Below are 13311 nucleotides of genomic sequence, written 5' to 3'. Positions count from 1 at the left end.
TTTTCTTAGGTATTTTTTAAAAAAGAAAAAATAGTCATTTACTATAAATTATTTCAATATGCAAATTAAGTATATATTTCTTATGTATGATTTTTGTTGTAAAAAATTATTTTAATGTTGTTTTTATAAGCATTTTACTTAGTTTTTATAACCTTTTATTAAGAATATGTTTGTTAATATTAAATATTTTGTTTTATTAATTATTTTTCAAGTAAAAAGGTAATAAATTTTTAGTTGCTTTTCTTTCAAAATTATTCAAATCTTTACCCACCTAACAAAACTTTATGCGCTCGTTTTAAATGAGATTGATTTGGGGTTAGTTAAAGAAAATCAAGATATTAAAGAACAAGTCATTGATAATTTATTAATTGATAATGTCATTGAAGCTCCGCTTGATAAAGTAACTGATTTACGAATTATTTTAGATACTGATAAAATAATTAGTGATGATGTTTTTGTTGTTGAGAAAGATATTGAATTTAAAGAATTTTTTGTGCTTTTAATTGGTAAAACTATTGGAACAAAGCCACAACAAATTACTGTTAGTCGGAAAGTAAAATTTGTGTTTGAAATTGAAAATCCAGAGTTATTAGCAGCGCAAAAAGCACTTAATGAGGTTTCATTAAAGGAGATTACGATTTCGGAGTTAGTTATTCGTGGAAGTAATATTACGACTTTAATTGCATCAAAAGTTCAAGAATTAATTGCTTCAATTCAAAGTCCTGATTTTACAGATTTATCATTTGCTTTAAAAGATAAAGTCATTCCGGCGCCTAATGCTGGTTTACTTATTAATATTGGTGTTAGGTTAATTGCCAAAGCAAAAGATTCTGAACAAAGCCGAGTTAGAAGTGAAAAAACGGTAATGGTTAATTTTACTAATATTAAAACCCAAGCTGAGGATGATGCTGAGAAAATAATGGCAGCAAGAACGGCATTAGATAGTATTGTGTTAAAAGAAATCGTTTTTAGTGAAAGTTTTATTATTGGGAAAAATATTACGGTGACATTAGCTAGGTTACAAGAAACAATTGCTGGTATAGTAAGCAGTGATTTTGCTAATTTAAAAATTGCTTTTAAAAGCGGGGGTTCAAGTTTTATTTATCAAGTTGCTGATTTGACGACGACCTCATTTATGATGGATGTTATTATTAGTGCTAATGCTAAAGATAGTAAGAAAACATTAGTAAGTAATCCTACTAAGAAAGTAAAAGTTAAATTTACACTGATACAACATCCTGCGCAAGTTGAAATTGATAATTTAGTTTTAGAAGCAATTACTGTTGATGATTTAGTAATTCGTGGTGATGATATTAAGGCAGTCATTAATGCTAAGTTGTTAGCGATGAGTACGACAATTAAAGGGAAAGAATTTAAACAATTACAAATAATATTAAAAGATAGTACACTTATTGCTCCTAGTAGTGGTAATAGTTTAAGTGTTAAAGTTATTCTGACAGCCAAAGCAAATTTAGATAATACAACAATTACTAATGATAAAAAAACAGTAACCGTTAATTTTGCTGATATTAAAACAAGAGATGAAGATAATAAAGAAAAGATTAAACAAGCCCAAAATGCTTTAGATAGTCTAATATTAAAAGATATTAATGTTTCGGGTACTTTCTATATTGGTCAAGAAATAAAAATTAGTGCTACTAAATTGCAAGAAGCAATTGCGGGATTGACAAATATTAATTTTACTAATTTGACAATTGCTTTTAAAAATACTGATAGTTATCAAGTAGTAGATTTAACAACTAAGTTTTTCAATTTGGATGTTGTTCTTACTGCTAAGGCAAAAGATACTAATGTAACGGTTGTTAGCAATACAACACAAAAAGTGAAGGTTAATTTTATAGCGATTGTTAATCCTGAACAAGCAAAAATTGATGCCGCGCAAAAGGCGTTAGATAAATTATTATTAAAAGACTTTTCATTGCAAACAAAAATTTTGACAGATGCTAATGTGATGAAGTTGATTAGTTTAGAGTTAAAAAGTGCTATTAGTGGTTTAGAAAGTAATGATTTTACTAATTTAACTATTGAATTGAAAGATAAGACAAAAATATTATCATATGCAGAAGCAAAAGAAAAATATGAAGCAGAGGGAACGAGTGTTCCTGTTGATGTAATTGTTAAGGCTCATGCTAAGGATAAAAATAAAATGGAAGTAACAAATGATAAATATACTGTTAAAGTTGATTTGGCGATTTTTATTGCACAAGAGGAACTTAATATTTCGTATCTTAAATTGGCTTTACAATTTTTAAATTTAAAAGCAATTACTTTAGCAGGTAATGTTGTTCGTGGTGAAGATGTTACTTTAAAAATTAAAGAAATTTTAAATGATGCGATTAAAGATGTTTATGATCCAGCGACTTCAAAAGTTATTGCTAATTTACAAATTGCTTTGAAAGATGCGACGATTGTTTTAAAAATTCCTTTGACTGGTAATAGTATGGAAATTGATGTAATTATTAGTGCTACTAATAAAAATGGTTCGGTTAATCGCGTGCCGATTGATGATAAAGTTATTGTTAATTTTACTGTTAAATAACTCAAAATTTTTATTTAACTTGTAATAAATGGCGTTAATGAATTTAATTTATAAAATATAAAATATGAATGCATCTTAAAGAGATGCATTTTTTAATTTAGGAGAATTTGATGTCGTAGTTATTTGGGTGTGTTCTTTATCAATTTTGTGATATTATATTTAATAGAAAACATTAAATTATATGAAATGATAGGTGATGTTATTATGAATAAAAAAGTATTAACTTTACGAGAAGTTGTGGAAAAATTTAATTTATCATTATTGTCTGGTGATGAACAAGTGCTGGAACGAGAAATTGAAATTGGGGGCATTAATCGTGCAGGATTAGAATTAGCAGGTTTTATTTCTGATGAAACTAGTCGTAAGCATCGGATTGTTTTATTAGGTGGTAAAGAGAATGAATACATTAATAAGTTACCAGCAACAGAGCGCAAGGCTCGTTATGAGAAACTTATTAATCAAGATGTTCCAGCGATTTTTACTAGTATTCGTTTTAATGAACCGGTATTAGTAGAATATGCTAAAGAGATAAATTTTCCTGTTATTGAGGCTAATTATTCTTCTAATGATTTTTATAATATTATTGTTAGTTACATTGATAATCGTTTAGCACCAATGGAAATGGTTCATGCATCGTTAATTAATATTTATGGTTTGGGAGTTTTAATTAAAGGTGATAGTGGAATTGGAAAATCAGAAAATACTTTAGAATTAGTTAAAAAAGGACATTTGTTTGTTGGTGATGATGGGATTGTTTTGCAAAGATATGTTAATAAAGTTATTGGTCGTAGTGATGAAAAGTTAAAGCATCATATTGAAATTAGAGGCATTGGGATTTTAAATTTAACGAAGATGTATGGTTCAAGAACAACTTTGGAAGTTACTGATATTGATATTATTGTTAATTTAAAATTGGCTGATAGTGAGTATTTTGCTAATTTAAATCGTGTGCAAACAGAAATTGATAGAGAAGAAATTTTTGGTATTAAAATTTCAGCGATTACGATTCCTGTAACTTTAGGAAGAAATATTTCGGAATTAATTGAAGCAGCTGTTATTAATATTAAGTTGCATAATGAAGGTATAAATAGTTCTGAGTTATTTATTAACCGAATTGATAGTGAACTTAAAACATAAGAGAAAGGTTTAAGTGTAAAAGTAAAAATGATGAATATATATTCAAATTGAGTACCTAATGAAATTCCAGGGACTAATGGTATTTTAAGATTTTATCCGCTTTTTATTCTTTTAGGAATAATTGTTTCGATTTTAGCTTCTTGGATTAAATTAAAACGCCGCGAGATTCCAACTGAACCATTTGAATGAAGTATTTTTTTAACTGTTCCGAGTGCAATTTTTGGTTCTTCAATTATTGGGAAAATTAATAGTCCTATTATTGATCAGTATGGGTTTTGAGGTTATTTTATGATTTGAGAACCGGGATTAGCAGTTCATGGTGGTGTTATTGCTGGTGTTATTGTTGGTTATTTTTGATTTCGGCATTATTCTAAAAAATATGAAATATCGTTATGAATATTTGCTGATGCCATTATTCCAAATATTTTATTAGGGCAAGTTATTGGTCGTTGAGGTAATTTTTTTAATCATGAACTTTTAGGACAGATAACGACTTCATTAGATTGATTACCTGATTGATTATTAGAAAATTTAAGAAAAGCTAATGCGGATGGTAGTCCAGCTGAAGGAATTGGAATTGTTCGTCACCCTTTGTTTTTGTATGAATCATTAATTAATTTATTTTCTTGGGTACTAATTACTTTTGTTATTCCTAAAATTGGTATGTGAAATAGTGTTAAACCTTGAAAGAAATATCCTAAAAAATTTATTCCGCTTTGAGAAAAAGATGTGGAATTATTGGAAAGTGAAAAAAATTGGGCAACACCGTTTAAAAAAATTTATTATCGTCGTCTTTGAAAGTTAAATTGTTGAAATCAAGCTTATTTTGAACAAACTCCGAGTAAAACAAAAAAGTTAACGGTAGTAAGAAAATATCCAGAACCGCATTTAAAAGCTAATAATCCATTTTTTAGACTTATGGAACGATGATTTAAAAATCAATGAATAAGAATTAAACAATTATGAACTCAAGATGCTAAACCTTTAGAAAAAAATGCTAATCCGGATAAATATTGAATGACGCGAGTTGGTGTTCAAACTGGAAGTTATGTAGTTATGTATAGTATGGTGCGAATTATTTTGGAAATGTTTCGTGATGAAAGTGATATTTTATTTCCTTATGATTATGTGGGTACTTATATATTTTTAGGGCTAGGTGTTATTACTGGAATTATTTTGATAATTTTTGCACAAGTTATTAGCGTTCGTAAATGAAGACAAATTAGGTGATTATATGAAAAACAATATTAATACTGATTATGATTTAATTATTATTGGTGCGGGTCCGGGTGGATTTACTAGTGCGATTTATGCGTGTCGGGCGGAGTTGAAAGTACTTCTTATTAACGAAGGTCCTCCCGGAGGGAAAATGGTAAAAACTTATGATATTGAAAATTATCCGGGTTTTGATAAAATATTAGGACCTGACTTGTCATTAGCAATGGATGGGCAAGTTAGAAAATTAGGCGCTGAATATGAAGCTACTAAGGTAATGAATATTGAAATTGCAACCGACGGTAATAATAAGATTATTACTGGTGAAAATGGTAAAATATGGCTTACTAAAGCGGTTATTATTGCTACGGGAACGGTTGAAAATGAGTTATTGGTGGATGGTGCTAAGAGATTATATGGTCACGGAGTTTCTTACTGTGCGGTTTGTGATGGGGCATTTTTTCGTAATAAGGATATTGTTGTTGTTGGTGGGGGTGATTCTGCTATTGAAGAAGCGGTATATTTAACTAAGTTTGCTAGAAAGTTATATTTAGTGCATCGTCGAAATGAATTTCGGGCTTCGAAAGGAGCATTAACAATTGCTCAAAATAATAATAAAATTGAATGATTGTTAAATTATGTTGTTAAGGAAGTTATTGGTAAAAATTCTCTTGAACAAGTTGTTATTGAACATACTGCGACAAAAGAGCAACAAGTAATTGATGCTAGTGCAATTTTTCCTTATATTGGTTCAACACCAATTTCTAATTTTGTTAAAGACTTGAAAATTTGTGATGAAAATGGTTATATTATTACTAATGAAATAATGCATACTAGTGTTTTGGGAATATTTGCGATTGGGGATGTTCGTCAGACAGTTTTAAGACAAATTGCTACTGCTGTTGGTGATGGTGCGATTGCTGCTCAAGAAGCAATAAAATATTTAGATCAATTGAAATTGTAATTGATGCTTAATTAATAGCAGTTTTATGAATGGAGTGATTAATAGTGATGTCTTTTTCTAAAATTGTTAAGCAAGAAATTATGAAAAAGGAATTTAGTCATCCAGCAAAGCAAGCTATTTTATTGGGAATAATAAAATCGTTAGCAATATTTAATAGTAAGCAATTAATTTTTGAATGTTCTAATAAAACTGTTGCTATTTTTGTTAAAAAATTAATTGCTGAAATTTATAATTATTATCCAGAAATTTTGACAATGGGAATTAAAACTATTGTATATAAGTTAGATCTTTCACATATTGTTTCTTTAATCATTAATGATAAAGATATTAGTTATGATATTAAACGAAATGAATTAGTTGTTAATTTTGAAAGATTAACGAGTGAAATATCAAAAAGAGCATTTATTGCGGGAGCATTTATTGCTACTGGTAGTGTTAATTCGCCAAGGATTAGTAATTATCATTTAGAAATTCAAGGAATTGATATTTTATTTATTCGGAAGTTACAATTACTAATAAATAGTTTTGGTTTTAAATTTAAACGCATTTATCGTCGTAAAAAACCTTTAATTTATTTAAAAAAATCAACTGAAATTGCTGATTTTTTGAAATTAATTGATGCAAGTCTTTCACTATTATCGTTTGAAAATGAACGGATTTCACGCGATATGTATAATAGTATTAATCGTTTAACAAATATTGAGATTTCTAATCAGCAAAAAACTAATAAAGCGGCTATTGAACAAATTAAGATGATTAATTTTTTAAAAGCGAATGATTATTTTTTAAAGTTATCATTAAAAACTCAACAAATTGCTAATTTACGGTTAGATAATCCTGAAGCTTCGTTGAGTGAGCTTTGCAATTTATATGAAAATATTTATCATGGTATGATTTCTAAATCAGGAATAAATCATATGATGCGCGAAATTAAAAATAGTTATTTATTGTTTAAAAGTATTTCTTCTGATGACAATTAAATATTTTATAAAATGTTTTGTATTAATATATATAAATTTGTGATATAAAGAAATTGTTATTAATTTAGTAGTAAAATTTGTTTTGCTATTAATTTTTTATATTTTAAGTGTTAATTAAGAAAATATTGTAATTGGGTGGAACTAATGAAATTAAAAATTAATTGAAAACAATATTGAGATTGAGAATTTAATAAAAAAGTTTTACGGATGATGTTACCTTTGATTTTGCAAAGTTTGATTGTTGCTTTTATTAATGTTTTAGATACAATTTTTATTTCAATTTTTAATCCTGAACAATTAACTGGTTTAGGTTTAACGAATGATATGTTTATTTTATTAATTTATAGTTTTTGAGCGATTTCGGGTGCTGGGGGTATTTATACAACACAATATTTAGGGAAAAAGAATTATGCTAAAGTTGCGGAAACCACAAGAATAAAATTAATTTTAGCACTTATTTTGGCAGTAGTTTATTTTACCTTAATATCGACATTAAGAACATCATTAATTAATATTATTGTGAATTTAGATAATCATTTGCCGGAAGATAAGAAAAATTTGATTTCTCAATCTGCAAATGATTATTTGCAGATTATTAATTATACAACTTGGTTTTTAGGTATTTCGTTAATTTTTTATAATACAATGTATGAGTGTGGCGATGCTTGAACACCGTTGTATATTAACTTTTTGCCTTTAACAATTAATGCGATTTTAAATCCAATTTTTATTAAACTTTGTGGTTGAGGTGTTGTTGGTGCTGCGTGGTCAACATTTATTGCTCGGGTTTGTGAATTTATTGTTGTCATTGCTTTTATAGTTTGAAAGAAGCCAGTTAATTGTTCAGGATGAAAAATTTGAAAAACAACATTAGATTTGTGAAAAAAAATTATGAAAAACTTTGTGTTTATTTTTATGGCGAATGCCTTGTTTGCGCTTTCATCGTTTGTGCAAAAGATGATTTTTTTAAAAGAAGGATTTTTAGATAATTCTTATCAAGCGGCAATTTTAACATTTAGCATTATTGGCGTGTTTTATTCATTTTTTAATGGTTATTATGTGGCTGTTCCATATTTTGTTGGTCGGGAGTTAGGAGCTAATCATATTGTTAAAGCAAAAGTTAATTTTTATAAAATTTTAGGTTTTGGTTTAATTTTAAATGCGACAATTGCTTTATTAATCATATTTAGTTCGCCATTTATTCTTAATTTCTTTACGGGAAGTCCAGCAGTTATTTATGTTGCTAAGTGGTACTTAGCTTTTCAAGGGATAGCGTTCTTTTTCTTATCAACATCAATTATTTTCTTTAATATTTTAAGGATCGGTGGTAAAAATTTGTTATCAAGTTTAATTGATATTCTTTGCACTTGGGTTTTTATTGTGGGGTTAACTTGATTTGCATTTACAATTTTTAAATCCAATGATTATGAAGTGTTTTCTGAGAATTGAGTAATGGTGACAATAATTGTATTTTTAATTGTTTCTTTAGCTGAAATTATTCAATTTTCAATATTAATTATTACTGTGCGAAAAGTTAGTTGAGCTAATAATTTAGTAAAACAATAAAATAAAGGGATGTTTAAAAATGATTAAGGATGTTATGAATGTTAAAATTAAGTTTGGTCAACAAATTAGACGATTACGAATAAATTTGCATTTGTCACAAGAAGAATTAGCATATGAATGTGATTTAAATAAAAATTATGTTTCTGATATTGAACGCGGTGAAAGAAACATTTCTTTACAAAGTATTGCTAAACTTGCTAAGGGTTTGCAAGTATCGTTATCGGAATTATTTGATTTTGACTATCAAATTTAAATACTATGATACTTTTAAATAGGGGGTGGAATTATTTCACAGTGATTATTTGGTTGAACAAAACCGGAATATTTATGGGTATTTTTTGTTATTTTTGCGAGTATTAATTTTTTTGCTTCTAGACGGATGATTAAATATTTGTCAGCATTAAAAATGCGAACAAAAATCTCAACGGCGGTTGCGGGAGTATTATTATTATCAATTATAACTTCATTGCCAGAACTTGTATCAGCGATAACAGCCGGTGCTTTGGGGAGTCCTGAAGTTAGTATGGGTGATGTTATGGGGGCAAATTTATTTTCAGGAGCGATGTTAGCTGTTGCTGATATTATTTTTATTCGTTATTTATTTTTTAAAAAAATAAATAACTCTAATCGCTTTATTATTTATTTAATGATCGGAATTAATATAATTTTAGTATTAGCTTTAATGCCAATTAAAGCATTTGATTTTATGCGGTTAACGATTCCTTATATCAATGTTTCTTGACCATTTTTAGTTTTATTATTAGTTTATGGGGGATTTTTAATAATGATGTTTAAAGGATTTCATGATGAGGAAAAAGAACCTAAAACTAATAAAGATGTTGGTTTAAAAAAATTATCATTAAAGATGATTATAATTTTTTTCGTTATTTCGGCTATTGGTTTAGTTCTTTCTTCAATAATATTAGTTGCGGTTATTGATAACTTTGATAATGTTTATGGGATTAAAAAAGAATCGGCAGGAGCAATTTTTTTAGGAATGACAACGGCCTTACCAGAAGTAGTATCACTATTTTCTTTAGCAAGGATTGGTTATGGTAATGTTGCCATTGCTGGAATTGTTGGTAGCCATCTTTTTAATTCAATTATTTACTTTGTTGCTGATATTATTAATCATCCTGTTGGAAGTTTAGAATATTTAGCAAATGGTAATATGATGAATTTAATGCCATTATTTGTTATTGCGATTTTGCTATTGTTAACAATTATTATTTTTACTGTTAAAACAATTTCGCGTTGAAGTAGTAGTAAAATTTTTACAGTAATAACTTCTGGAGTAATTATAATATTTTATGGTTTTAATATTATTTTTCAAATTTTACAAAGTCAATATCATTTTTTCTAATTTAAGTTGTAAAATAATTGTCATAAAACATATATGATAGATTATGATATAATTTACAAGGTAATTATTAAAATTTATAAAAGTAGAGGTTTAATATATGAGTAAACAAAATATTTTATTAATCTTTGAGATTATTCTTTTAATTGTTGGTTTTGCAATGATTGTTATTGGACTATTACAGCCAAAGAAAACGCAAGCAGGGTTAGGAGCATTAAGTGGTGGTAATCAAGAGCTTTTTGCACAAACTAAAGAGCGAGGACTTTCACGAACTTTATCATTTATGATGTTAGGTTGTGGATCTTGTTTATTTGTTCTTTCAATGATTATTAGAATTTTAGAAAATTCTTTATAATTTTTATTTAAACTATTAGTTCTTGAAAGTTCTAATAGTTTAATGACTGATGGAGAGTATATGAAGCAAAAAATTTTAAATATTTTAAAAAATGAAAAGCGAACCCTTTCAAAGTTAGAAATTAGTAATTATCTTGAAATTACTAATAAAAAACAATATGAATTAATGGTGTTGGAACTTAAGGAATTAGTAATTAATGATGTTTTAAAAGTTAATAGTAATAATGAATATTCCTTAAATTTACAAAATCAATTACTTACTGGTATTATTCAACTGCATTCTAAGGGTTTTGGTTTTATTAAAACTAAAGATAATCAAGAGTATTTTGTTAAATCACAAGACTTAAATGGTTGTTTAGATATGGATGAGGTTTTATTTGCTACTAAAAATATTAAGCAAAATGATGCCCGACATTTTGAGGCTCGAGTAATTGAAGTATTAAAAAGGCCTTTAACGACGATTGTCGCTACTGTTTGTTTTAATGAAGTAAATAAAACAAAATTTTTAAAAATTAATAATATTAAATTGCAACATTTAGTCCTTGTAGTTACTAATTTAAATATGGCAATTATTGATACAATTGTTATTGCTAAAATAGTGTCTGTTAGTAAAAATCAATTGGTCTCATTAGAAATTCAGGATATTATTGGTAATATTAATACTCCGGGAATTGATGTCATCGCTGTTGTTCACGAGTTTTTTGTTAAGACAAAATTTGTTGATGCGACATTAAATGAAGTAAAAAAAATCTCGCCATTGGTAATGGCTGAAGAATTAATTGGTCGGAGAGATTTACAAAATAATTTATTTATTACTATTGATGGTAGTGATGCTAAAGATTTAGATGATGCTATTAGTGTTGTTAAGTTGGATAATGGAAATTATAAATTATTTGTTGCGATTGCTGATGTGGCACATTATGTTGCTGAGAATAGTGCTTTAGATAAAGAAGCTTTTATTCGTGGGACTTCTGTTTATTTAGTTGATCGTGTTATTGCGATGTTACCACCACAATTATCAAATGGTATTTGTTCTTTAAATGAAAATGAGATGCGGTTAGCGATAGTTTGTGAAATGGAAATTAATGCTGTTGGTGAAACTATTAGTAATGAAATATATCCAGCAGTTATTAAAACTAAGCGAAGAATGTCGTATGATGAAGTAAATTTAGCTTTTAGTAATCAAAATCCAGATTTTATTAAAACTCATCCTGAAATTTATCAAATGCTTTTAATTGCTCGTGATTTACATCATATTTTAAGAAAATATAAAGAGCAAGCGGGGGTTATTGATTTTAATTTAAATGAAGCTAAATTAATTATTAATCAAAATGGTAAAATTAGTGATATTACTTTGAGAAATCGGGCAACAGCAGAAATGTTAATTGAAGATTTTATGATTCGTGCTAATGAAACTGTTGCTAGCACTATTTATTGAATGAATTTGCCATTTATTTATCGCATTCATGATAAACCAAAAATTAAAAAATTAAGAGAAGTGTATAATGTATTAAAAATAATGGGTTATTACATTAAGGGTAAAGTTGAGAATGTTTATGTTAAAGATTTACAATTAACTTTGGAAAATATTAAAGATAAACCTTGATTTCAAGTTGTTGCTACTTTGTTTTTACGAAGTATGGAAAAAGCGCGTTATGATATTAATAATATTGGGCATTTTGGTTTAGCAAGTGACTGTTATACTCATTTTACATCACCAATTCGTCGCTATCCAGATTTAATTGTTCATCGGATGTTAAGAAAATATCTTTTTGAAAAACAAATTAATAATGTTATTGTTGATAAGTATACAGCGATTTTACAAAATCAAGCCGAACAGTCTAGTATTTCTGAGATGAAAGCATTAGAGTGTGAAAGAGCAGTAGAACAAATGAAAAAAGCTGAGTATATGGAAACACAAATTGGAAAAAGATTTTCGGGAATTGTTAGTTCAGTTACTAATTTTGGGATTTTTGTAGAATTAGAAAATACTATTGAAGGATTGGTTCGTGTTAGTGATATGCGAAATGATTATTATAACTATAATGAAAAAACAATGCGCTTAGTTGGTGAAAGAACAAGAAAAGAATATTATCTTGGACAAATTGTTAATATTGAGGTTAAGCACGCTAGTAAGTTAGAAAGAAAAATTGATTTTATCCTTAAAGATCCTAAAAATGGTAATGGTAGGGTTAAACAATGAAAATAATTGCTTCAAATCGTAAAGCACGATTTAATTATGAATTAATAGATAGTTATGAAGCTGGAATTGCATTGCAAGGTTCTGAGGTTAAATCTTTAAGGGAATCTAATGTATCATTACAAGAAAGTTATGTTTTGATTAGAAATCAAGAAGCACTAATTTTAAATTTACATATTAGTACTTATGCTTATGCATCAAGTGCTAAACTGGATCCTAATCGTTCAAGAAAGTTATTATTACACAAAAAAGAGATTTTAAAGTTGGAAGCGAAAATAAAATTGCAAAATTTACAATTAGTTCCTACTAAAATATATTTTAATAGTAAGGGTTTAGTTAAAATTGAAATTGCGTTAGTAAAAGCTAAGAAACTTTATGATAAAAGAGAGACTATTAAAAAACGCGATATGGAACGAAAAATTCAAAAGATTTCATAAATTTGATATAATATACTTATGGGGGTGCACTGGATTCGACAGAAATAACAAACAATTAACTGCAGTGGTGTGGTAAACCTTATCTACTTCGAGGTGTTATAACCGGAAATAAAAAAGAACATCAAGCTATTCCAACATATATGTTAAATCATAACTTTGTTGGGGCAACATTAGTTGCTTAATTCAACCTTTTAAAGGATATAAATAGCACATTATTTTAGCGTAAGTTTATCTAGGCTAGTTTAATGTTGATACTTGATAAACTAGATATTGTGATGTTAATAAGCAATGTTGAAATTCTATTAACTAGTTAGAGATATTACTTGTTTATTCATATTTTTCTTTAATGAACTTTTCTTGAATAAAATAAACTGTAGATGTTAATTGGGACTTATTTTTGGACGTGGGTTCAATTCCCACCATCTCCACCATAAATGTAAATATAAAATAAAAAGTAAACAATAAGTTTACTTTTTATTTTATTGTTAAATAACAAAAGACTTTTATTGTTAAGCTGAATTATACTTGTAAGTGCAAG

The 13311-nt window shown here is 27.5% G+C and carries 11 protein-coding genes and 1 other RNA gene; all 12 read left to right on the top strand.

The features are described from left to right. Positions 1-310: 310 nt before the first annotated feature. The 12 genes from AAHN02_RS05070 (at position 311) to ssrA (ending at position 13204) form a co-directional block, all read left to right on the top strand. Positions 311-2560: a hypothetical protein gene (locus AAHN02_RS05070; RefSeq protein ID WP_342277534.1), complete on the top strand. Its 2250-nt coding sequence runs from the start codon at positions 311-313 to the stop codon at positions 2558-2560. Between the two features lie 204 nt (positions 2561-2764). Further along, positions 2765-3697 (top strand): HPr(Ser) kinase/phosphatase, encoded by a 933-nt coding sequence (gene hprK / locus AAHN02_RS05065; protein WP_342277533.1) that lies wholly within the window; start codon positions 2765-2767, stop codon positions 3695-3697. A gap of 30 nt (positions 3698-3727) precedes the next feature. Next, complete coding sequence (locus tag AAHN02_RS05060; protein WP_342277532.1) at positions 3728-4948, top strand: prolipoprotein diacylglyceryl transferase; 1221 nt, start codon at positions 3728-3730, stop codon at positions 4946-4948. Next, positions 4932-5876, top strand: a complete 945-nt coding sequence (trxB, locus tag AAHN02_RS05055) for a thioredoxin-disulfide reductase (protein ID WP_342277531.1) — start codon at positions 4932-4934, stop codon at positions 5874-5876. The genes AAHN02_RS05060 and trxB overlap by 17 nt, the downstream gene beginning before the upstream one ends. A gap of 29 nt (positions 5877-5905) precedes the next feature. Then, a complete protein-coding gene (gene whiA / locus AAHN02_RS05050) occupies positions 5906-6856 on the top strand; it encodes a DNA-binding protein WhiA (RefSeq protein WP_342277530.1) in 951 nt (316 codons plus the stop codon). A 144-nt stretch (positions 6857-7000) separates the two neighbouring features. Further along, complete coding sequence (locus tag AAHN02_RS05045) at positions 7001-8422, top strand: MATE family efflux transporter (protein ID WP_342277529.1); 1422 nt, start codon at positions 7001-7003, stop codon at positions 8420-8422. A 19-nt stretch (positions 8423-8441) separates the two neighbouring features. Then, positions 8442-8675, top strand: a complete 234-nt coding sequence (locus AAHN02_RS05040; RefSeq protein WP_215825781.1) for a helix-turn-helix domain-containing protein — start codon at positions 8442-8444, stop codon at positions 8673-8675. A gap of 126 nt (positions 8676-8801) precedes the next feature. Beyond that, a complete protein-coding gene (locus AAHN02_RS05035) occupies positions 8802-9785 on the top strand; it encodes a hypothetical protein (protein WP_342277528.1) in 984 nt (327 codons plus the stop codon). A 97-nt stretch (positions 9786-9882) separates the two neighbouring features. Continuing rightward, positions 9883-10137 carry a preprotein translocase subunit SecG gene (gene secG, locus AAHN02_RS05030; protein WP_338966779.1) on the top strand — a complete coding sequence of 85 codons (255 nt, stop codon included), beginning with the start codon at positions 9883-9885 and terminating at the stop codon, positions 10135-10137. A gap of 60 nt (positions 10138-10197) precedes the next feature. Further along, positions 10198-12345 carry a ribonuclease R gene (gene rnr, locus AAHN02_RS05025; protein ID WP_342277527.1) on the top strand — a complete coding sequence of 716 codons (2148 nt, stop codon included), beginning with the start codon at positions 10198-10200 and terminating at the stop codon, positions 12343-12345. Continuing rightward, positions 12336-12773: an SsrA-binding protein SmpB gene (gene smpB / locus AAHN02_RS05020; RefSeq protein ID WP_342277526.1), complete on the top strand. Its 438-nt coding sequence runs from the start codon at positions 12336-12338 to the stop codon at positions 12771-12773. Before rnr ends, smpB begins: the two co-directional genes overlap by 10 nt. Before the next feature lie 20 nt (positions 12774-12793). Continuing rightward, positions 12794-13204: a transfer-messenger RNA gene (gene ssrA, locus AAHN02_RS05015) on the top strand. Positions 13205-13311: the final 107 nt, after the last annotated feature.

The organism is Spiroplasma endosymbiont of Nephrotoma flavescens (assembly GCF_964030835.1).
GTDB lineage: Bacteria > Bacillota_I > Bacilli_A > Mycoplasmatales > Nriv7 > Nriv7.
This window is presented reverse-complemented; position numbering and strand designations above follow the sequence as displayed.